Genomic DNA, 23,039 nt, shown 5'->3' on the forward strand with positions numbered 1-23,039 from the left:
TTAACATAATTTAGTCATAAAAATATCATTATTAAGTCCTATATAAGAACAAATTTTGGCACTCAGTGAATCTTTTTTAACTAACTATGAACTTGATTAATTGGAAAATAAATTTTACTTGCTTTTACAATACCTTAAAATCTAATATCACTTTATCAGCAAAGATATCACAATAGGCTAGTATGTTCTTCACTCTTTTCCTCAAAATATTACCTATTTACATTACAATACTTATTGGTTACTTAGCAGGAAGATATCTTAAAATTGATAGAAATACTATATCTCAAATACTCTTTTATATAGCTAATCCAATAGTGATTTTATACGGAGTATCTCATACAGAAGTTAATTTAAAAGTAATTTCTCTGCCGATTTTGATATGGTTTATAGGTAGTACTATGTCCTTATCAGTGTATTATCTTTCTTCTTTTTTATTTAAGGACAACACGAGAAACATATTAGCGTTTAGCTCGGGCAGCACAAGCATGGGTTATTTTGGTCTACCGATTGCCATGGCTTTATTTGATGAAGATTCAGTGTCTGTGTATGTTGTCTGTTACATAGGAATGGCACTATTTGAAAATAGCTTGGGATTTTATATAGCTGCAAATGGTATCTATACTGCAAAAGAATGCATATTAAAGTTACTCAAACTTCCTTCATTATATGCGATGATTCTAGGCTTCTTTTTAAGTATATATGATATACAAATACCCACTTTTTTGACGGATGTTATGATAAATATCAGAAGTACATTTATCACATTAGGAATGGTGCTGCTTGGAATAAGTATTGCACAAATTACAAATTTTAAAGTAGATTGGAAGCTTGCTTTGACCACTATTGTAGCAAAGTACATATTCTGGCCGTTATTTGTTTTGGGAATTGTCTTACTAGACAAGCATGTTACAGGTATATATGATGAAAGCATCTATAAAGCACTGATGTTACTGGCTATTATTCCAATTTCTGGATCCAGTATAATACTTGCTAATATTTTAAATTACCAACCAGATAAAGCTACTTTATTGCTCCTAATTAGTACTGCAGTGGGACTATTTTATGTTCCACTTATAATATCATTATTTTTTACTAAACTTGTCCCTTTTTAATCAAAAATTTAAGCGCTAGGCCTATTCACAAAACTTGAATTTAGACTAGACTTCTTGGATAATCATAAAAGAAACTAATCCTTTTTTTCCTCTCCTTTCTTATTTTTTTACACAGAATAGGAAGTTATCAATTGATGGAATTTTCGCAATAATGTCAATAGCAGTAAGATTTCCTACACCTTTTAGCAGGTCTATAGTTGAATTTGGATGTTCTATGAGCAGCAACAAATAAATGTAACTTGCCTTTTTCTATATGATGCTATTAACCGAATAGGTATTCGTTTGACATTTCCATATCTTTGTTATCATTAGTAATACTAAAGGGAAAACTAAACTTAATAAGATTTGGAAGCATATTGTTGTTCTATGATTCACGTAATGCTGCTATGCCTTCGTTGCAGACGTTGTCATAAAGTAAATTAAATTCTTTAATATTTGAAAAACTACTACCCCTTAGCGCACTCATTAATATTATTCCACTTTCAACATCAATATCATTAGAAATTAAATCAAGTTTAATAAGATTTGGAAAGTTACCATTCTTTAACAATTTAGTGATTGCTATTGAGCCTTCTGCGCCAATAATGCTAGAAGTTAATTTACACTCAGTAATATTTGGAAGATTAATATTCTCTAATGCTTCATTTAAAACTTCTCCGCACTGAGCATCAATATAACAATTAGATAAAGTCAAGCTTGTAATATTTTGCTTTTTCTGTAAAAAGTTTACTAGCTTTTCCATATATACATATAGATTATTTAACTCTAAGGTGTTACTATTAACATATTGATTAAAGTCAACTTCCATGGTTTCTGTAAGTTATAGAGCTGCTAATTATAGCATAAATTTAAATAATTGTCAACCTTATGAACAACTAACTTTACTTCTTTTTAACCTGATACCTATGCTTTGTTTCAAATTTCCATCAAAAAGTAACATTACCCCCTCCAGTCAACCTTTCTGCTTCATTTCGTGAAATCAATGCCTCAATAAATTCATCTAGTTCACCTTCTTTTATAATCTGTTCTAGTCGATGTGAAGTGAGATTAATTCTATGATCTGTTATTCTTGATTGTGGAAAGTTATAAGTTCTTATACGTTCAGAGCGATCTCCAGAACCAATTTGGCTTTTCCTCATTGTTGACCTTTCCATTTCTTTTTTTTGTCTTTCAATTTCGTATAGCCTTGCTCTCAACACTTTGAGCGCTTTAGCCTTATTTTTGTGCTGCGATTTTTCATCTTGCTGTATTACAACTATCCCTGTTGGCAAGTGGGTGACCCTTACTGCGCTGTCAGTTGTATTCACTGATTGCCCTCCAGGACCACTGGATCTATAAACATCTATGCGTAAATCTTTTTCTTCTATTTCAAAGTCAACCTCTTCTACTTCAGGTAATATTGCAACAGTAGCTGCGGAAGTGTGCAATCTTCCTGAGGATTCAGTTTCTGGCACTCTTTGTACTCTGTGCACCCCTGACTCAAATTTCAGTCTTGCAAAAACTTCTGTTCCATTAATGAGTGCAGAAGCTTCCTTATAGCCACCTATACCTGTATTAGAAATACTTATTGGCTCAAACTTCCAATTTCTTCTTTCTGCATATTTTTGATACATACGAAATAACATCGCTGCAAATAATGCTGCTTCTTCTCCGCCTGTGCCTGCTCTAATTTCTAATATTGCATTTCTTGAGTCATCTTCATCTTTGGGTAATAATGCCAACTTTAGTTTTGCTTTTACTTTCGGTAATACTATCTTTTGCTTCTCAAGAAGTTCTTCTTTTGCTAACTCTTTTATATCACCATCGCTGTTCTCATCTTTCATGATTTCTTCTAAATCTGAAATTTCCTCTTTTAATATATTATATTCATCGATTATCTCGATAATTGGTCTGAGTTCAGAGTATTCCTTTGAAAAACTAACGAATTCTTTTTGACTCAAATTGGTAGGGTTTTCCAGATTTCTCTCTACATCAGAAAACTTTTTTTTTAAGTCTTGTAAATTATTCTCTATATCCATATAGTACAGGTCTAGTTTTCAGCTGTTTAAGTAAGTAATATATACTGAAATAAAAAATTTCTTATATCAAGCAATAACACTATAATTGTCTCGAATATTTCTACCTAAGTATAATGGCAAAACAGATAACATCAATCTGCAGCTTCATATTTGGAGCTTCAGACAAAAAATCATTACCAGATGAGTCGGCTCCAGAGATTGCATTTGCTGGTAGATCAAACGTAGGAAAATCAAGTTTAATCAACTTGCTGATAAACAGCAAAAAAGCTGCAAGAGTTTCTTCTAAACCTGGATGCACTAGACAAATAAATTTTTACTCTATGTACAATGATAAGTTTAGGATTGTCGACCTACCGGGTTATGGCTATTCTTGTGCAAGCAAGGAAGAAGCAGTACAATACTTAAACCTAATTGAGTACTATCTAATTCACAGGAGAAATCTAAAAAGAGTGTTTGTGCTTATAGATAGCAAGGTAGGATTAAAAGAAATAGACAAAGACTTTGTTTATTGGTTAATATGTAATAATATTAACTTTAATATTGTGCTAACAAAAATAGATAAAGTGAATCAGGAAAGTCTAGATGCTATTCTAGAAAATACTCAAAAGTGGGTTAATAATGAACATGTATCAATTCATCAAATAAGCATTCGTGTTAAGCATAAAATCACCAAGGTAAGAGATGAGTTTTTCAAATTTACAAGATAAAAAAATGAAAAGTGATGAATCTTTAAATGGTAAGATGCCATTGAAGGAAAAAACAGAAATATTATTTGAAGTTCTGTCTAACATACCTAAATTTGTAGGCGAAACTTTTATCATCAAATGCAGCAGTGTAATAATCTCAGATGAAACGCTGCTTAGTGCTTTTGCGCATAATGTTGTTCTGTTGAAACAGCTTGGTATAAATCCGGTGGTAGTTCATGACGGAGAATATGAAATTAACTTAGTGTTAAAAATGCTAGGTATGAATGATAAGTTTATAAATGGTGTCAGACTTACAGACAAAAGCACTATGAAAATCATTGAAATGGCACTGTGTGGTTCAATTAATAAAAAAATTGTTCAGCATATAAATTCTGCTGGTGGTTCAGCTATTGGACTATGTGGAAAAGATGGCAACCTCATAAAAGCTGAAAAGATAAGCACTACGCTTAGGGAAAATAGATTAAATAATATTGAAAAAATACTAGACATGGGATTTATCGGTAGACCAACTGAAATCAATCCTGATATATTATTCTTTATTGAAGAATCAGATTCTATACCAGTTATTGCACCTATCGGTTATGGAAAAAATGGAGAAACATATCATATTGATACTGATAGCACTGCAAGTGCAATTGCACTTGCAGTTTACGCATCTAAAATGATAATCTTGAGTGATACAGATGAAGAAATAAACAAAGTTGGCAATGGAAGAGTCTTGATTAAAAATTTAAAAGAATCGATTGATTGTGGAAAAATTAAAGGAGAAAAATTTGTTGAAAGGCTTATGTCATATACTAAAATGGTAGAAGAATGTGCAGGGGTTGTTCACATAGTTGATGGTAGAGTACCTAACATTATACTTGATTTATTTACTGAGAATAATTCAGGTATATCAATAATGGATGATTAATAGCTGTACTGCTTATAACCATATGAACATTGAAAATTTGGGAATAGCTTATGTCAAATTCCTATTCTCTTTTCCAGTTTTTTTAGGGTTTTTTTTTCTTGCAAGCATAATAGTTTCGTATACATAATGAAACCAAATGGTATTTTTAGCTTGATAACAGAGGAAAATAAAGAGGGCTTGGGTGTAACACTCAAATAATGATTTACCTTATGGATACCGCTAGAAAAGTTGACTAAGGTATACAATTCTCTCTGCGTCAAGTTACTCAAGATATCGAATCTACAAACGCTTTGGATTGAGTGTGTTTGGTCAATTTGAGTGCTTTAAATGAAAGGCGAAAATTGAGCATACTACGCCTCTGTACACAGTATCTTTAATGCAAATGCCCATGTGATTCCACAGATAATTTCTGTTTTTTGATTCTATCTGTCCATTTACCATTTTCCATATCTTGTTTATTGGTTGCTTTTTTTTCTTGTTCAACAATTGCCTTATCTATCTTCTGATGAATTGCATCAATTGCATTAATTGCATTTTTTTCTTTGTATACTTCGCTTTTTCCTTCAACAATTAAATTGGTAAAAATATTTACAACAAACTGCACTTGATTATGATTAACCTGACCTTTTATCGAAGAAGGTAAAGAGTTTAATTCCATCAATACTTCTGATGCTGTTTTATCTTGAGTGGAAAGCCCTAAATTATCTGCTACTTCACTTATTAATAACTCTCTGTTTTCTTTATTATCTTCCAATTTAGTATAATCACGCAGTAGATCCATAACTGAAGATACTCTGACTTCAATAATATCATCAACATCTTCACCTCCTAGAGCAACTCCTGATCCCAATAACCTCTCTCTGAGATTTTTCTTTAAAAGATTGGTAAATTTTTCATTTGCATCCGATCCTGTAGTAGATATTGTACCATCTAAATAGTTGTTTACTTTGATTTGAGTACCTAAGCTATGCTCTATTTGTATTTTTGCCTCAGGTTTAAATCCTAATTTTGCACAGAATTTCTGAAAATATTCTTTAATAGTGTCAAACAAGGTCTTGCCATTGTCTTTATAGTTTTTCAACTCTTCAGGAATAGTAAGTGATAATTTACCATCTCCATATTTTACAAGGTCTTCACCATATTGAGACTCAAGTGTAAATTCTAATGAGCTGGATAGGTCACATATTTTCTCTTCCGGATTGTCAATCGTGGTTATAGGTATTGCCATATCAGACGTCACTTTTATGCGGTTGTGGTCAGTGCAGTAAATGTTTAGCACTTTTTTAGGACTGTGTGGAGTTAAATTACAACTACTGAGTGCGGCATGAGATTCATTAAATATACCAGCCCCATACCCTGCTTGATTACAATTGGTGACTAGCTCTTCTAAAATAGCATTACTTGGAACTTCTGCCCCAGCGTACCTGAACATTTCCTTGAAAATTTCCTTTGCTAATGCACGGTAATCTTTTTTGGAGAATAGATGATAAGAGCTTCTCCCTGCGTTATAAAATCTCTCAAATTCCTTTCTATATTCATCAATTTTTTTTTCATCAGCAACTGTAGGGCTATTACAATGATTTTCCCAAACTTCAGATAGTCTATCTTGATCAAGCTCCTTAAGTACTGGTTCCATAAAAGCTTTACCTTCTTCAGAGAGGTTATCAAAATTATCACGGTTAAAAATCTCATTTTTATAATCTTTAGCTCCTTCCTTAAATGCAATAATAAAATTTTTATCTATTTCTTTTTCATTAATAATAAAATTCATTCTTTGAAAATCTAAGAACATTGTTTCACCGGAATTCGCTAATTTATTATCTTGATCTGCTCTTAATTTACTAAAATTGAATTCTTTAGCTGTGGCCTTTAATCTAACTACCGGACTCTTCTTTGCCTCTTTCATAATTAACACCTTACTATAAATATGCTGTAAGTTGTACCATATAATGATGAATAATTTTATAATATATAAAAAAGTCGATAGTCTATTTCTTTATTTTAGGGATATAGGAAAGGCGTAGATTTCTCTTTTCATTTGTAGCATGCTGCATTAATATTTACGTATTAATCTAGAAAATAGTGATGAATAATATTGTAATTGTTGGTCTGCAATGGGGTGACGAAGGCAAGGGTAAAATAGTAGATTATCTTTCTGAGAATGCAGATGTAGTTGTGAGATTTCAGGGAGGAAATAATGCAGGGCACACTATAGTAATAGATGATGAGGTTTATAAATTAAATTTACTGCCCTCTGCTGTTTTGAGAGCGGACAAAATATCTATTATAGGAAACGGTGTTGCTCTTGATTCACATGCTCTAGTCTCAGAAATAGAGTCATTGAAAGTTAAAGGAGTAGACGTAAACTATAACAACTTGATGGTATCCGAGAGCTGTCCATTAATACTTAGCGTACATAAGGACAAGGAAAAGCTATTTGAAGATTTAAACGGAAATCACAAAATTGGTACAACAAACAAAGGGATAGGGCCATGTTATGAAGATAAAGTTGGCAGGAGAGCTATACGCCTTTGTGACTTAGAAAACACAGATGAGCTCAATCAAAGAGTGGATGCTCTCCTGAGTTACCATAATGCTATCAGAAAAGGACTTAACTACCAGGTAGTTAAAAAAGAAGAAATATTAAAGGAAATTCAAGAGATTTCAGAAAAAATTCTTTTATATAAAAAACCTGTGTGGAAGATACTAAATGATTTTATGAAAGAAGGTAAGAAAATAATATTTGAAGGCGCTCAAGGCGCATTTTTAGATATCGACCACGGAACTTACCCTTTTGTTACTTCAAGTAATACCGTAGCATCGCAAGCGATAACAGGCTCAGGATTATCCTACAATGCTCAAATTATTGGTGTAGCAAAAGCGTATACAACAAGAGTGGGTAATGGTCCATTTCCTACTGAACAAAATAACGAGATTGGAGACAGCTTATTTTCTATAGGTAAGGAACTTGGAACAGTAAGCAATAGAAGAAGGCGCTGCGGATGGTTTGACGCAGTTTTAGTGCGCCAGGCCGTACAACTCTCTGGAGTTTCAAGCATTGTATTAACCAAATTAGATATTCTTGATTCTTTTGATACTATTAAAATAGGCACTGGTTATAAGTATGGCGGAAAAATGTATGATTATTTACCCGCATCACATTCAATACAAAAAGAATTAGAGCCAATATATGAAGAATTTCCTGGTTGGAAAGAGAAAACTCAAGGCAAAAGGTCAGTTAAGGAATTACCTGCAAATTTGATGAAATATGTGAGAAAAATAGAAGAATTAATAGGTGTACCAATTCATCTAATTTCAACTAGTCCCAATAGAGAGGATGTTATTAAGCTTAAAAATCTATGAAAACGTCTTGTTAACTTTTATCTAATAAAAAACGATACTTGTGTGACTTCAAGCAATCTATTATGCAAAGTAGCAGCGTAAACGTACAGTGAGCAGTGTGATTTTTCTTAAATACATGTTGATTGTTATAATATAAACATAGTTAAAGGAGGCGTATTATGATTGCAGGTTTGACTAAGGGAGACAAAGCAGTAAGAGCGGAAAAAACAAGTGATCAGCCGAGAGAACTGTCAGTTGCAGAATATGTAGTTAAGTCAATACATGACTTGCAAAAATTGCATAATAGATTATGTTCATCACAGGGCAACAATTGTGTTAATGATAGAGAGAAGTTTGTCCAAGATAGTGATGGGCTTGGTATATTTCAATTTCTCAAAAGCTATATTAATGATGCAGAAAAAAATGAGCCTTTCATTAAGAACCTTACTATAATGAAATTTCTTCGCTCAATTATAGAAGATAGGGAACTGTATAAAAAGTTATGCAGTTTCGATGATTTTCTCGATTGTGAGTTAGAAAATTTGAGAGATAAGATAAGCTTATTAGCGCTTTTGAGAGAAAAGATGGACTTTACTGATATACAAAAAGCTTATGGTAATTGGCGTTTTAGTAATCTAATAGGTGATAATGATTTTAAGCGAATGTATGTGGATGAAGCAGTAAAAGAAAGAGAAAAGCCTGTTAATGAGGACTTTGAGAAAAATATAGGTAAATACATAGAGTTAGTAAAGGAAGGAAAAGAAGTTGCAAGTAGGTATTTTGGAAAATGGAAAGAGGACTTTCAAGTTTACTGTGAAGAAATTGACAATAATAATAAAGTTTTGAATATTAACCTTACTCATTACGACAATAGTGAGCCAACAAAGATTAGTGACGTTTTACAGCAAGAGAAAGATATTAAAGAACTGAATATCTATTGCAATAAAAAACATGAAATACACGCTCATAAAAAAGATAAGAAAAGATATTATGAATTTAAAGAAGGTGCATATTATGAAATGACAAGCACTTGGGCTGCAAAAGATGGATCAGGAATGTGTACCATGATTATGAATGTGAGTAGTGATGGCATAACTGAAGTACTAAAATTTGATGGTGAAGATTTTGTGTCATCGAAGGAGATTCTAGAATTAATAAAGCAAAACGATGAATTATATATTCAAGGTCTCTCCTTATATGATGCTGTAATGGAATCACTAGAAGAGGATAGGGCTACTCCTATTAATTTTTACAATGAATCTATGGTGGCTTATCAAGGTAAGGAACCAGAGGGGAAGTTAGATCATAAAGTTGATGCTGATAATAGCCTTCCTTCTTCTCCTTCTATTAATAGCAACTTACTATTACCCACAAATATAAATGGACATAAAAATAAAGTATTACAACATTAAAGTTTGCAAACATTGAGGGTAAAAAATGGCAAACAGGAATAATGAATGGGCTGAAAATGAATTTGGAGATGCTGTACTTGGAGATAAAAGGTTAACTGACCGATTAGTAAATATTGCTGATAGTTTTACAAGTTTACCTGAAAGCTCAATCAATCAGGCGTGTGGAAGTTGGTCAGAAGCAAAAGCAGCATATCGTTTTTTTCAAAATGAGAACGTGAAAGAAGGCGATATTCTAGCTTCACACGTTGCTAAAACAGTTGAAAGAACAAAAGCCCATAAAAAAATTTTTGTGATCCAAGATACAAGTTATATTTCATACACAGACCATGAAAAAACAAGTGGATTGGGAGTTATTACAAGAAAACATAGTCAAGGTATTATAATGCATACAGCTCTAGCTGTTAGTATAGAAGGTTTGGTACTAGGGATACTAGATCAAAAAATTTATTCAAGACCTGAAGAATCTGAAAACATAAAAAAAAAGAACAATGACAGTATCCGCATTGAAGATAAAGAGAGTATAAAATGGTTAGAAACTTTAAGCAACACAAACAACATTATTGATTCAACTCAAACTGAGACTATAACTATATGCGATAGAGAAGCAGATATATATGAGTTTTTTGAGCTTGCATATAATCTTAATTCGGCAGTGTTAGTTAGAGCTTCCAAAGATAGGGCAGTAAATAGAAAATCTCGATATCCTGAAAAAGGTGAGCAGAAGTTATGGGAATTTATTAAATCCTCTCATTGTGCAGGTACGGTAAAAGTTGAAGTTCCTGCAAAAGATAATAAGCCAAAAAGAACAGCACATTTGGAAGTTAGATTCGGAAAGTTTATTATGCATCCATCTAAGAATAGTATTAGGCATAAGACAGAAGAATTACTTAAATTACCACACTATGCAGTTTACGTTGTTGAAAAAGACTTTCCTTCTGAAACAAATCCGCTAGAGTGGATGCTTTTAACAAATCTTCCAGTCAATACCTTTGATGAAGCTGTTGAAAAAGTTAGGTGGTATTGTCTTAGATGGAAAATAGAAATATTACATAAAATTTTAAAATCTGGTCTCAAAGTTGAAGAATGTAGGCTTGGAACAGCAGAAAGGTTGATGCGATATTTAACAGTAATGAGTATTATTGCTTGGAGAATTTTCTTTATTACAACAATTGCAAGAACTGATCCAACATTACCGTGTACTACCTTATTAGCCGAAGAAGAATGGAAAGTTCTATATGTAAAAATACATAGAAAACCATGTTCAAATGCAACTCCTACTATAAAAGAAGCTGTTTCATGGATTGCTCAACTTGGAGGACATTTGGCTAGAAAAAATGATCTAGAACCAGGCCCCATTACTATTTGGAAAGGATGGAGACGTCTCTTTGATCTAGCAGAAGGATGGCGACTTGCTCACGAACTTTATATTTGTGGGTAATAGTAAGTAATAGCAATGCATTGGAAGTCAATTTACAGCACACTGAAACTCAACCAGAAATTGCTTCACAACAAATCAGAACTCAAGCGGAAACTAACTCACAAAAAATGGATGAATTGATTCCAGATAATCAAATGCTACCTAAAGAAAATGTTGAATTAAAGCAAGAAATAGAAGCAGAAACAATTGTAAAGTTAGAGAGGCAGTGTAGCAATTTGAACGATGAACTTGAAGAAGAGAGACTAAAGTTCGACATTGAGGAGCCAGAAAACGAGTACGAGGAATTTCTAGACGATATACTTGAACTCACTGAAGATGAAGATAATATTGATGAATTGAAAGAGAACTATATCGACGTAATTGCAGATCAAATTCAAACAATTAAAGAAATGAAAGAGGAGATAGAAAACTTAAATCATCAAGTGAAATACTTAGAGGACCAACAAGATCAAGTTACTGATAAACAAAGAATGAATGAAATCCCCAGTGGTTGTATAAAAAAATATTATACTCTAATGGGAGAAGTTTTTAATGAAACTGATAATGAGTCTAATGTTCCACTGAAAGAAAAAACAACATTATGCAGATCTTTAAGCTTTGATGGAGGATATGGTAGCGATGAGGAAAATTGTGATAATGATTTATCTTCTAACATAACTTCTATTGAGAAGGTAGTAGAGAGTAGAAGCGTAGGTAGCTCGCTTTCCTCTTGCATTGTTAAGGAGATGATTGGAGTTAAGTTGCAAGAGCAATACTCAAGTAGAGTATAAAAATCTCCTGTATTGATAATAATTTAAAATCTATAGTAGACTGAAAAAGATTATTAAATTATAATACGACAATGATAAAAGAAGACAAATCAAAAACAATTTTTGAAGTGGAAGGGGCAGTAACTGCTTTACTACCTGCAGCAGAATTTAGAGTGAAGCTGGACAATGAACATGAGATTATCTGTCATGTATCAGGGAAAGTGAGAAGAAGTAAAATACGCATAATTATAGGCGATAGGGTGTTGGTTGAGATGAGTGTTTATGATAGGAATGCAAAAAAGGGTAGGATAATTAGAAGGCTTAAAGGTACAAGTGAAAGAACGATCTCTAAATAATCTTATTCTTGCTTCATCATCGAAAAGGCGTATAGCTTTACTAAAACAAATAAATATTGAGCCAGGTTTAATTTTGCCAGCAGACATAGATGAAGTTCCTTTAAAAAAGGAACTTCCAAGAGATTACTCAATCCGTATGGCAAAAAGTAAAGCTGAGAAAACACAAAGTTCAAATCCAGATTACTTTGTGCTTGGTGTTGATACAGTTGTTGCTTGTGGTAGAAGGATACTGCTCAAAGCTGAAAACGTTGAGCAAGCAGAAAAATGCGTTCGCTTGTTATCAGGAAGAAGGCATAGAGTATACACCAGTGTGTGTTTATTAACTCCTGATCAATCTAAACAGCATATTAGGACTGTAGTTACAATAGTGAAATTTAAGCGTCTCAGCGAACAAGAAATTAAATATTATTTAGCATCAGAAGAGTGGAAAAACAGGGCAGGGGGGTGCAACATACAAGGTCTTGCAGGAATGTTTGTATTATTTTTACGTGGCTCATACTCTTCTGTAATAGGGTTACCATTACATGAAACCAATTGCTTGCTAAGTAATTACTTTAACCTATACTAATACCACTGTCCTTTTTTTGTTTTTCTTCAGCAATAAGTTTAGCCCAGATTCTATTTCTATTTGCTAATGCAATTCTATTGCGATCAGGACTATCATTGCATTCTGTTAAAGTATCTTTTCTTTCCTCTTCTACTATTCCAGCTTTCAGTTGTGCTGCATCTTTTTCTAGCAATTTATATAGTTCGCTATTTTTGTCTATAGTCAGATTAGTATTATCATTTTCTTGTTCTGCTACTTTTCTTTCTAATAACTTACGTACAGGGTCATATTTTTTACCTTCTTTTACTTCTTTCAACATACTTTCTGAGAATAAATCTTTAGTAGCCTGGTCTCTCAATCCTTTATTCAATTTTTCCAATGTATCTTTTGGTTCAATGGTTTCTAATTTCCTCTCTAATTGTTCAGGATTTACCTGAAAATTATCGTGGCTAGTGTAAGTTGGAGATGAGTAACCTGAGTCGTTTATTTCTTCCTCCGCTGCATTGTCTTTTAGCAATCCAGCTGCTAATAAATGTTCTTTTGTTTGTTCACTCATTTTCTTTTGATTTACTGGTTTTAGCGGGAATTTCTGAGTTTCTTTATCCAACCTACTGGTAAATTCCGTAAGTAGGGTATAATCTCTTTGTTCAACATTCATTAGGCTCGCTTTTAACTGTCCAGAATTTACTCGAGATTGTTCATGATTAGAGTGAGTTGGAGATGAATAGCCCGAATCGTTTGTTTTTATATCTGTTGAGCTGTATTCTAGCGATTCATTTTCTTGTTCGGTTTCTTTTTGTTCATCGTTTCCTCTTTCTTCGTTTTCCTTAGTGCTAAGATAATCTTTTTCTTGTTTATAATCTGATTGAGGTTTTGAAAGCGTTATATACTCATCTTCGTTATCGCTCCAACCATCTTCGAAGTCAGAAAATTCTTCACCATACTTACTTTCACTACGTAATAACTCATTTTTTGCTTTCCATGCAAGAATCGAAGCTACATCATTTAGTGATTGCTTATTTCCAGTATTGCTTGATTCTTTAGCGTTTTCATACTTAAATGCACCTTTAACTTTTTTGAATGCAACGTCTTGTGCTGCTGCAGTGCTTTCATTAGTTGTAGGATCAAAAATTGCACCTTTTTGCCGATTATTAGATATTTGCTCACTTTCATCTGATCTTCGGCTTCCAGATGCAGTATATCCAAACGTAGTAAATGTAGACTGCCTATCGTTTTGATTTTGGCTTACAGATTTGGTGAAAGCAGTACTGTTTGAATGATCAGAATATGGAGAATTGTAGTTATTTCCACTATTAATCCGTATTGGCTGATACTCACCTTTTTGCTGATTATTAGGTAATGAACTAGTTCTAGTTGGCAGTGACGGTGGAATCTTTTTAGCAGATGCGTTATTAGAATGTGTAGTGCTAGTCGTTGCATGCTTAAACTTAACTTCTTGATCTTGAGTAGCTTGAACGCCAACACCTTTACTAATATCATTTTCTATGAAAGTTTCAGATGATTGTTGATTCTCTTGTTCTTGTCCTTTCTCCTTGAATTGTATTTGATATAGGAATAAGCCACCTATTTTTACATCTGTGTTTGCTTTTAATTGTTCCTCAGTAACACCATTACGTTCAGTGAGATCTACACCATCTTTATCAATCTTGATTTTGATAGTACATTTTTTGCCATTTTTGTCATGCCAATTCAAAGTCATTTCATATGAACCATCGGTTACAACATAATGCCTTATTCTTTTCTCTCCTTCTTCGGCAACAAAACCGTGCATTCCGCTCTTTCCATCACTATGCAGCGTTGAAAATCCCGAAATTCCTTTCTTCTGACAAAAGTCACTATTTAAAAACTCGCTGATTTTAAACTCTTTTTTGTCATCTCCCAGTGTAATACTTGCGTGATCGCCATATATTGAAACTCCTGCGATATCATCAACATACTCTTTTAACCTTGCTTTAACTTCACTTTCAAGCTTTTGTTCGGCTTTCTTTATCTTGTTCTGCTCTGGAAGAATAACTTCATAAGCTTTATTTTTGTCTTCATCTGTCTCCAAATTCCAGACGGAGTGCTCTATTAGAAACTTTACTGCATTAAAACCAACTCTGGAATTATAAATTGGGTCGTCTTCCTTTTTTATTTCATCGAATAAAGTAAAAAATCCTCGAATGAATTCATGATATTGTTGTGTGCTTTGAGTATTCATATTTTCCCTCACTAATAACCCTCTGCCTTTTAGCCTTAGCTAGTACAATTATTACGGGAATTGATTTAGTTTTTATTAAAGAAGTTGTATTGCTAACGTGATGACATGAGCTATTTTATGTTCACATCAAGCAATTTAAGTTGTCATTCCAGTCTGGAATCTAGATTTTTCTAGACTTGATCCTATAGTCAAATTCATAACTACAAACGTTGTAGTATAAGAGTAATTTTCACCAAAAAGTATGTCATTTGAGTAGCTGACACTGGGATGGCTTTGTTGCACAGCTCTTCGGATAGTGGGTAATGTATAATAAATTCATGAAGCTATATCAAACTTAGCCATGCCTATTTCAGTAAATTTGTTAAGCAAATAACACTTGAGTAGCAGTTCCTTCTCACGATTAATCTCAGATTTATTCCTAAAACTAAATCCAAATATTTGCTTCAGTCGCGAGAAAAAACTTTCTATATAAGATCTCTTCCAATAATTTATCTCTTTTTTCCACCTCTTCATACCATCTTCATCATATGACTTTATGAGCTTGATTGTAGAATTTCTCTCATTCATATAATCCAACTTTGGATGCTCTACTGCATTATTTTGCGGAGGAATCCTTGTCTTTATGTCAAGCTCATCGCACAGTTTGTATAACTTCTTTCGATCTATCTGCATATATCGTGCTTATGTTATACTTGGTATCCACTCTTTCAATAAGATCACAGGCTCCATAGTGGTCGGAATAAACTCCACTACTGTATTTTGCAGCTATAACTTTTTTACTACCTATCTCTAGCATTACATGTAGCTTTCTTGTTTGCTCATAGCGGCGATACTTTCTATCTGTACCATTTGCCTTACTATGGCCTGGAATATTATTGTAGATGCTGATACCTGTACTATCTATAGCAATTTCAATATCTTCCATATCGTTCTTATCAACTCTGCAGTCGTTGATTTTGATATTAAGCTTTTTAAACCTTCTTGAAGCCTGCGAATAGCTGATAATTTGCAAAATTTTCCCTATTTGCTCAAGATATTTCTCTATAAATCCCACTGTTTGCCTAAGACCAATCCTGAATAGATAGGTTATTATGTGAATTAGAATCACTACTTTGTCGCTGTAGACATTGTTGCCACCTGCTACTTTTGGACTATTTTCGTACCAATTTTCAATGGCATCGTTGATATAATGAAAAACATTTCCCCTTTCTTGAAGAAATTTGTTATATTCATTGCAGTTACTGACTTTCATTCTTATTGGCATATTTTTCCTTTGTCGGCTAAATATCTATTTTATAACAAATTCCATCAGTAACTGCCTGTTCTTTCCTTGAGTGGTGCAACAAAGCCCACTGGGATCCAGTCGCACTCAGTTAGTGAGCATAAAAGTATTATGTTAAAACATAAAATTTTTGATGAAGTTCATGAAAGGCTGGATTCCAGACTGGGATGACAACTTAAAATATTGCTTTAGCTCTGTTTTTGCAACTTCAGGTATTTGCTACTCATAGTAAATACTTCTGGATCTTGAGAAGTGAGCTTGAGTATAGCAAGTATGTTTATGAGTAGCAAAGCAGCAATTGAAATATCAGCGATATCCCAGAGTAACTTAACTCCACCGATTGCACCAAATGGAATGATTAAGGTAAAAACTACAGTCCAGATTTTAGTGTATTTATTATCCATAGATACATAGCGTATTGTTTGTTTTGAACAAAAAAACCAAGTAAAGATAGTAGTAAAGGCAAAACAAAACATTATAGCCATAATTAAATAGTCAGTATAGGGCCAATTCATAGCTTTTCTAAAAGCAAAAATGCACATGTTAGTGCTCTCTAAATCAGTAATCCAAGAATCTGTGACAAGCAGTACCATTGCTGTAATGAACACTATGAGTGCAACTATAAAAGGAGATATTATTGTGATTAGACTCTGTTCAATGATAAATTTATTGTTATTTTTTTTAGGAGTAATCGAGGAGTGTACAATTCCTTCGAGGCCAAGTCCTATATCTGTTGCAAAAATACCTCGCAGAGTTCCTACTTGAATAATAGTCAACATTTCTAAAATTAAACCTAAAGATAAGCCAGAGTTAAAGCTACTAGTTGTAAAAAAATTGCTTGTTATTAGTTTTAGAGAAGGAAGAATATTTTCACTAAACTTAAATAATATGATACCGCAAAGTGTGAGGTAACTTACCGTCATTATCGGTATCATAGCCGATATAAAAATTTTAATTTTTTTTAAGCTGAGAGCTGCAACAACAAAAAATATTATGGCCATTACAATGCCGCCAATGACTACAGGTATATCTACCATGCTGAGTGGTATTGATAGAGAATTTACCTGAACAAGGTTACCAACTGTTATTGAAACCATCATCATAATAACTAGAAACACAACTGTAGCTTTTCTAGAATTAAATGCATCAGTCATGTAGGCTACAGGTCCACCTATAAACCGTCCATTTTTTTCTTTTCTGGTTTTTATACTTAGGTAACAAGTAACATATTTTATCACAGAAGTAACAACAATAATTATTGCCATCCATAAAATGGATCCTGGTCCTCCGGTTTTTAGAGCAACAGCAGTGCCTGAAACGTTTCCTACTCCTAAATTTCCTCCTAAGATTGTAAACAGGGCGGCTATAGAAGAAAATTTATTTTCTCCTCTTTTAGCTCCAATAAGTGAAACGGCATACGGTAGTCTAAACACCTGTAACCATTTTAGTTTAACCGATAGGTAAACACCAGCAACTAGTATGAGTAGTATTGTTGGCAGTAAGAAAACAAACTTTACTGTATCCATCTGTAAAAGAGAGATTTTTACTTGAGTATATAGCAAAAGTTGAAAATACCCAACCTATTTTCTATGTATGACTTCGGTTTCATTATTCTAGCACCTCTTAATCTTGTCATACCAATCACAACTGATTGTAATATGGTACAATGTTCATACAATGTCATTCCAGTGCTTAACACTGGAATATTGTGTTTTTACATAAGGTTAGCTGCTTTTATACTTATCAACTTAGTGTCTAATCTGGATGCCAGAGGGCTTTGTTGCATAGCAGGAGAAAAACTAGCGATTACTGACAAAATTCATTATAAAATAGCCATTTAACCGCTTAAGGATAAATATATCATAAAAAATGAGAGTCAGTAACCAAGGTAAATATAACAAATTTTTCCAAGAAATAGGAATATTTTCATTTAGGCAAGGTGTTGATAAGAAGTTTAAGCTACAAGAGCATTAAATATAGTGATGAAGCACGAGAATATCTAAATCACACATATTGAGAAGCAACCTTCAACAAGTGTAGATGAAGCACAAGCACAATCTTTAGCAGGTGAAAAGAAACAACTATAGTTTTCGTTATTGTTTAGTGTTGACCTAGAAGGTCAACACTGATATATACCTCTATATAGCTAATATGTGGAGGTAATATGGTGGTAGATAATCCAAAAGCAGTTAATAATCAGGATTATTTTGATAAAAGTAATCGTTTTTATTTGCGCTTAAAAGATAATTTTTTTAAAAATCTGAGCCCAGATAGTAAAGTATCTATGGATTCTGAAGATAAGAACGAAGAAGTTAGTATTGATGATGATGAAAAGTGGTTTAAACACTTTTCTACTGTACTTTCCAATGAAGAAGGACAGGAAAAGTATAGATATGAGGTTAATGGCAGGTATGAATATAAACATGCCAATAAGTTCTCTAATTGCATAAAAGTCAACAATAATTTTTTGTATCATGAAAAATATTTTTTGATGTAAAATTCAGCTCTAATACAACCTTTTATTTATTATTGTATTATCTTATTCAATCAAAAGAGGTTTTATTGGCAATAAAAACATCAACACTAATTTCCAATTAATCTCTTTTAAACTATGTAGCCAATGAATATGTGGATAAATACGTCCACACAAACTTAAAGTATTTATCCACATATTCATTAAGCTTATAAAAACTAAGGTATCATTCTTTTCCTCTATAGTCTTAATGATTTTACATAAGTTAAAAGTAGCATGCTTCCATTGTTCTCTCCGCGGTCTAATATGGCTAATTCATATTGTAGCCAAGCCGCACTATACTTGTTAGGCGGAAGTGGACGGCAACATGTACGCCACGAAGTCTATGCTTCAACTTATCCTCTTGCTTATCCCTTCCATCGGCATTGCTATCTTTACTTTCAGTAAAATTATTGTTTTATACTTCTTTAGTGTTTATTGATAGCAAAACTCTTTTCTATCGATTAGCATCTTATGCATAATCACGGCTAATTTTCTTGCTACTGCAACAATTGCTTTTTTCATGCCCTTTTTCTTTTTAAGCTTCAATCCCCAGCTTCTTAATTTAAATGTCCTTTTACATTTTACCAGTAAGACCTGCGCGGCTTCATATAACATATTCCTACAGTCCACTGGTCCCATTTTTGATATACTTCCGTGTCGATCAATCTCACCAGAAGCGTACTGTCTTGGACTTAATCCCATATAGGCTCCAACTGTATAAGATGTTTCAAACCTATGCAGATCATCTATTGCAGCTTTATATGTCATTGCTACTATAATACCAACTCCTGGAACAGTAGTTAATAATTTACAATCCTCATCTTTTTTGCTTTGTTCTGAGAGCATTTTATCAAGTTTTCTTATTGATTCTTCTATTATTTCTAAACTATGTACTAATGATTCAATTGAGGTTTGGCTAATTTCATCTAGATTATTAACCATTTCTTGCACTTTTAAAGCAAAGTTTGCAGAACTAAGACGTTGATTAACTTTTATCCCGTATATTTTCAGTAATCCCCTTATTGTTCCCGCAATTTGCTCTCTGCAACGTATTAATTGTCTTCTGCTTCCAAGTATTATTTTAACCTGACAAGCTTCGTCTGATTTTACTAATACCTCCTTAAATAGCCCAACTCTCATCATTTGTGCTATGCCTCTTGCATCATTTTTATCATTCTTATTGATTCTCGCAGATAATGCTGCTGCCATATGCCTTGCATCTACACAAGTTACTGGTAATCCAAGATTCCTCAACTCTTTGCACATCGATATTGATAATTGCCCGCTTTCTATTCCTATGGACTCGTATTTTTTGTTTTGACCAAGCAGAAACTCAGCTATTGCACTGCTTTCACTTGCAACAACCCCTTCTTTAACAATTTTTCCTTTCTCATCAATGATACTAATAAAAGTTTCTTTGAGTGAGACATCTAACCCGCTATAATGTTTCATGAGACTACTCCTACTGTAAAAGTTTAAATTATTCTTGAAGAACTAATTCATTGAATTTGTTACTTCGTGCTAAAATAATGGAGTATGTCTCTCCATCATTCAATAGCAATTACAGTATGTACGATAGCAAAAATGTCGTAGGTGCAATTGCTCAGAAAATTGCAAAAGATGTAAAGGAAAGTATAAAAGATAATACTTTAGAATATATAGGAATTAAAGAAAGTAGAAAGAAAGGTAAGATTAAGCCTGCACTCAGAATTATGCTTGGCGATCCTACAAAATCAATAAATGTGGTTGATGTTTTAAATAGTGATATATGCAGAAAATATGGTGTAGATGGAATTACATTATTGCTGCCTAGTAAAAGCAAATGTGAAACAAGGGGAATACGCTGCAGAGTTGATGAGAATGGAACAAGAATTTATGAAGTAGCTAACGGCTCATATTATATGACTTTAAATTGGTATGCTGAAGGAGAAGAGTGTGAAATGAAAATTATCATTAGTGATAATGGTGCTGTAGAGTTTATTGAAAGCAATGGTGTCACTTGGGAGCAATTAGCTGCAAATAAAGAAGTAAAAGTAGGAAGACAATATGAAGCGAAGCCTTTATATGAAGCATTGTCATATTTAGAGCGAGAAGGCTCTGAAGTAATAAAAGGATTTTATCCTTCAACAAGTGTGGAAAGCATACAAATCACTACAGGAGTTAATAAGCAAGCAGCTCTTTCAAAGTTATAATTTTCGTTATTGATTGAAATGAAGCCTTTTGGGGACCAAAAGGCTTCATGATCGAAATTTTTGGAAAGATCTTTATTGGAAAATTCAGGGACAGGAATAACATTTTTAAGCTATCGTATAACTATCACTTGCTCGCTGGGAGCTCTATTTTTCATACCACTCATTTATGAGTTTATTGATATCGGAATCCATAAAATCCTTTAGTGGTTGACTGGTTTTTATCTCGGCATTTTTAGGGATACACCTATCTTTACATATTGCGTACTTTATATGAAAGTTAATATCAGCGTATTCCTGATTTGGAATGATATTAGTTTTAAAGGGAAATAACACCATATCTTCATATATGTTACTAACAAATGTAACTTCCCCAACTTTATCTTCATGTTCCTTGGGAGTAGACCAATGAATATCTATATTGTATGTTTATAGCTGAAAGGAAAGAGAGTAGGTATCAAACCTTATAAAAAAGTTAAAATACCTAAGCTTATTTTTGTATCATGAAAATTGTAGCAATAAACCTTTTCTTGAGCGTACATTCAAGAAAATTATAGCACATAATCACTACTGTAGTTATAGCTAGGGAGCTCTTCGTTATCAGTAGTTATCTCATCACTCTTTTGAATTACGCTCTCACTTTTACTAGGAGAACCTAAACATCTCATATTACCAGTGTCAGGAATTATCAACTTTACTTCTTTGTCGGAAGTCCATAAAACTTTATCTTTTAATTCAATTAATTCAGTGGGTTTCTTAGTGAGGTTCTTATAAATTGCACAGTTGTTTTTAGGATCATCTTTAAGCTTACCGTCAAAAGTTAAGAAGTGCTCTAAGTGAAGATAGGGTATTTTAGTATTGTTGCCATCTTTATCTATTATCATATTACTCTTATCAACAATTATTAAAGGTGATACCAATTTTGCAACTATAGTTTTACCTGCACATTCTTTTAGCTCTTCTACGCTACGATCTAATACTAGATTAGGACACGTTGTATTCCAGAAGAAATTTTTGTTATGAAGTGCATTTTTATTAAAATCTTTACTGTGATAACATGCACTTTTATTGTTATTATCAGCAGAGAGCTCATTGTAAGGATAACCCTTACCGCTAGTATTCGTTTTACCTTTTCCACTACACCATATACCGCTAGGTAAAAAGTTTGTATAATCTATTGCATTTCCACACTTTGCATCTTCCTTACATTCAAATGTTATAGCAAAATTTGCTGCATAGTATTCCTTAACAGGGTTTGGGTTAGTATAATGCATGATGTTTTCATTGTGTATTAATTCAGGAAAAAATTCCTCCAATAGGTCCTTTATAAACCAACCAGGTTGACAAATGTGCTTAGTAAGAGTAGAATAATTTGCACGTTTTACGCAGTTGTGCATATCATCTGAAGCGTGTGCTGTAGTAATAATCACACCTTCTATTCCTTCTTCTTTTTTTTGATTAGCAGTTTCATTTATTATGTGTTTACATTGATGAGTCATGATTGTATATCAAAAAATTAATATTACTATATTAACATAATATAGTAAATAATTAATGACTTTAATTGCACATAAGGCTTTTAAAGCTCTTTCTCAACTATAGTTGTTAAGCTCTTGCTTTTTAACCTTACTTCTTGTACCACTCATTTATGAGTTTATTGATATCAGAATCTATAAAATCCTTTAGTGGTTGACTGGTTTTTATCTCGGCATTTTTAGGGATACACCTATCTTTACATATTGCGTACTTTATATGAAAGTTAATATCAACGTATTCCTGATTTGGAATGATATTAGTTTTAAAGGGAAATAACACCATATCTTCATATATGTTACTAACAAATGTAACTTCCCCAACTTTATCTTCATGTTCCTTGGGAGTAGACCAATGAATATCTATATTTGATATGTTACCCTGACAGTCAAAGGAAGTAGGAAGGCCGAAATCTCCAGGGTCTTTGTAATATATATGCCAACCTGGTTTTATTGTAACCTTTATTGCGCCTTCAATGGTAAGGTTTGCTTTATTTATCTTACCAATGAGCAGATCAAATTTTGCAACTTCTTCTTCAGCGCACAATTGAGTGCAAGAAAAAAGTAAAAGTAGGATTGAGTATATACGTATTTTCATAAATACTCTATTTATGAAGAAAATAATTTAAGTTCTATCTATTATAATAAAAATATTATATAAATCATTTATTAATATAATATTATACTAATAGTAATATACTAGCAA

General features: G+C 32.9%; 20 protein-coding genes and 1 pseudogene. 11 read left to right on the top strand and 10 right to left on the bottom strand.

Annotation, left to right across the window (positions count from 1 at the left end):
• Nucleotides 1-182: 182 nt before the first annotated feature.
• Nucleotides 183-1,112 (top strand): AEC family transporter, encoded by a 930-nt coding sequence (locus MJ631_RS03155; protein ID WP_007302828.1) that lies wholly within the window; start codon nucleotides 183-185, stop codon nucleotides 1,110-1,112.
• A gap of 364 nt (nucleotides 1,113-1,476) precedes the next feature.
• Here the strand turns inward: MJ631_RS03155 and MJ631_RS03160 are convergent, their stop codons facing one another.
• Entirely contained in the window at nucleotides 1,477-1,920 is a 444-nt protein-coding gene (locus MJ631_RS03160) for a leucine-rich repeat domain-containing protein (protein WP_012481725.1), read from the bottom strand.
• Nucleotides 1,921-2,038: 118 nt separating this feature from the next.
• Complete coding sequence (gene prfA / locus MJ631_RS03165) at nucleotides 2,039-3,130, bottom strand: peptide chain release factor 1 (RefSeq protein WP_007302826.1); 1,092 nt, start codon at nucleotides 3,128-3,130, stop codon at nucleotides 2,039-2,041.
• A gap of 110 nt (nucleotides 3,131-3,240) precedes the next feature.
• Between prfA and yihA the strand changes: the two genes are divergently transcribed.
• A complete protein-coding gene (gene yihA / locus MJ631_RS03170) occupies nucleotides 3,241-3,837 on the top strand; it encodes a ribosome biogenesis GTP-binding protein YihA/YsxC (protein WP_369800778.1) in 597 nt (198 codons plus the stop codon).
• Entirely contained in the window at nucleotides 3,812-4,750 is a 939-nt protein-coding gene (gene argB, locus MJ631_RS03175; protein WP_017531630.1) for an acetylglutamate kinase, read from the top strand. Before yihA ends, argB begins: the two co-directional genes overlap by 26 nt.
• 373 nt (nucleotides 4,751-5,123) lie before the next feature.
• On the opposite strand, the gene MJ631_RS03180 is transcribed toward argB, so the two are convergent.
• Nucleotides 5,124-6,656 (bottom strand): hypothetical protein, encoded by a 1,533-nt coding sequence (locus tag MJ631_RS03180; protein ID WP_052264694.1) that lies wholly within the window; start codon nucleotides 6,654-6,656, stop codon nucleotides 5,124-5,126.
• A gap of 179 nt (nucleotides 6,657-6,835) precedes the next feature.
• Here MJ631_RS03180 and MJ631_RS03185 point away from each other — a divergent pair, with 179 nt between their 5' ends.
• The 6 genes from MJ631_RS03185 (at nucleotide 6,836) to MJ631_RS03210 (ending at nucleotide 12,615) form a co-directional block, all read left to right on the top strand.
• Entirely contained in the window at nucleotides 6,836-8,113 is a 1,278-nt protein-coding gene (locus MJ631_RS03185) for an adenylosuccinate synthase (RefSeq protein ID WP_007302822.1), read from the top strand.
• 158 nt (nucleotides 8,114-8,271) lie between these two features.
• Nucleotides 8,272-9,504: a hypothetical protein gene (locus MJ631_RS03190; RefSeq protein WP_262986653.1), complete on the top strand. Its 1,233-nt coding sequence runs from the start codon at nucleotides 8,272-8,274 to the stop codon at nucleotides 9,502-9,504.
• A 25-nt stretch (nucleotides 9,505-9,529) separates the two neighbouring features.
• On the top strand, nucleotides 9,530-10,942 hold the full coding sequence (locus tag MJ631_RS03195; RefSeq protein ID WP_214303148.1) for an IS4-like element ISWosp2 family transposase: 1,413 nt from the start codon (nucleotides 9,530-9,532) through the stop codon (nucleotides 10,940-10,942).
• On the top strand, nucleotides 10,933-11,712 hold the full coding sequence (locus tag MJ631_RS03200; RefSeq protein WP_262986654.1) for a hypothetical protein: 780 nt from the start codon (nucleotides 10,933-10,935) through the stop codon (nucleotides 11,710-11,712). Before MJ631_RS03195 ends, MJ631_RS03200 begins: the two co-directional genes overlap by 10 nt.
• 71 nt (nucleotides 11,713-11,783) lie before the next feature.
• Nucleotides 11,784-12,047 carry a translation initiation factor IF-1 gene (gene infA / locus MJ631_RS03205; protein ID WP_214303387.1) on the top strand — a complete coding sequence of 88 codons (264 nt, stop codon included), beginning with the start codon at nucleotides 11,784-11,786 and terminating at the stop codon, nucleotides 12,045-12,047.
• The gene (locus MJ631_RS03210) at nucleotides 12,025-12,615 is read left to right on the top strand and encodes a Maf family nucleotide pyrophosphatase (protein ID WP_214303388.1); all 591 of its coding nucleotides are present in this window, start codon (nucleotides 12,025-12,027) and stop codon (nucleotides 12,613-12,615) included. The genes infA and MJ631_RS03210 overlap by 23 nt, the downstream gene beginning before the upstream one ends.
• Here MJ631_RS03210 and MJ631_RS03215 read toward each other — a convergent pair.
• The 3 genes and pseudogenes from MJ631_RS03215 to MJ631_RS03230 all read right to left on the bottom strand — a co-directional run bounded on the left by MJ631_RS03215 (nucleotide 12,602) and on the right by MJ631_RS03230 (nucleotide 17,623).
• Nucleotides 12,602-14,815, bottom strand: coding sequence for a hypothetical protein (locus MJ631_RS03215; RefSeq protein ID WP_214303389.1), 2,214 nt, complete (start codon nucleotides 14,813-14,815; stop codon nucleotides 12,602-12,604). The two genes, MJ631_RS03210 and MJ631_RS03215, sit on opposite strands and share 14 nt — an antisense overlap.
• Before the next feature lie 315 nt (nucleotides 14,816-15,130).
• Nucleotides 15,131-16,079: pseudogene (locus MJ631_RS03225) on the bottom strand (IS5 family transposase).
• A gap of 206 nt (nucleotides 16,080-16,285) precedes the next feature.
• Nucleotides 16,286-17,623: an alanine/glycine:cation symporter family protein gene (locus MJ631_RS03230; protein ID WP_052264771.1), complete on the bottom strand. Its 1,338-nt coding sequence runs from the start codon at nucleotides 17,621-17,623 to the stop codon at nucleotides 16,286-16,288.
• 638 nt (nucleotides 17,624-18,261) lie between these two features.
• Between MJ631_RS03230 and MJ631_RS03235 the strand changes: the two genes are divergently transcribed.
• A complete protein-coding gene (locus MJ631_RS03235; RefSeq protein ID WP_262986655.1) occupies nucleotides 18,262-18,594 on the top strand; it encodes a hypothetical protein in 333 nt (110 codons plus the stop codon).
• Between the two features lie 450 nt (nucleotides 18,595-19,044).
• On the opposite strand, the gene MJ631_RS03240 is transcribed toward MJ631_RS03235, so the two are convergent.
• Nucleotides 19,045-20,064, bottom strand: coding sequence for an IS110 family RNA-guided transposase (locus tag MJ631_RS03240; RefSeq protein ID WP_214303242.1), 1,020 nt, complete (start codon nucleotides 20,062-20,064; stop codon nucleotides 19,045-19,047).
• Nucleotides 20,065-20,120: 56 nt separating this feature from the next.
• Here MJ631_RS03240 and MJ631_RS03245 point away from each other — a divergent pair, with 56 nt between their 5' ends.
• Complete coding sequence (locus MJ631_RS03245) at nucleotides 20,121-20,804, top strand: hypothetical protein (RefSeq protein ID WP_262986656.1); 684 nt, start codon at nucleotides 20,121-20,123, stop codon at nucleotides 20,802-20,804.
• A 144-nt stretch (nucleotides 20,805-20,948) separates the two neighbouring features.
• Here MJ631_RS03245 and MJ631_RS03250 read toward each other — a convergent pair whose 3' ends face one another.
• From MJ631_RS03250 to MJ631_RS03260, 3 genes are all read right to left on the bottom strand, one after another.
• Nucleotides 20,949-21,221, bottom strand: a complete 273-nt coding sequence (locus MJ631_RS03250; protein WP_307847042.1) for a protein-disulfide reductase DsbD domain-containing protein — start codon at nucleotides 21,219-21,221, stop codon at nucleotides 20,949-20,951.
• Nucleotides 21,222-21,352: 131 nt separating this feature from the next.
• Nucleotides 21,353-22,300 (bottom strand): hypothetical protein, encoded by a 948-nt coding sequence (locus MJ631_RS03255; RefSeq protein WP_214303391.1) that lies wholly within the window; start codon nucleotides 22,298-22,300, stop codon nucleotides 21,353-21,355.
• A 127-nt stretch (nucleotides 22,301-22,427) separates the two neighbouring features.
• The gene (locus MJ631_RS03260) at nucleotides 22,428-22,931 is read right to left on the bottom strand and encodes a protein-disulfide reductase DsbD domain-containing protein (RefSeq protein WP_019236345.1); all 504 of its coding nucleotides are present in this window, start codon (nucleotides 22,929-22,931) and stop codon (nucleotides 22,428-22,430) included.
• Nucleotides 22,932-23,039: the final 108 nt, after the last annotated feature.

It is taken from the genome of Wolbachia endosymbiont of Oryzaephilus surinamensis (assembly GCF_025617515.1).
In the GTDB taxonomy this organism is placed as follows: domain Bacteria; phylum Pseudomonadota; class Alphaproteobacteria; order Rickettsiales; family Anaplasmataceae; genus Wolbachia.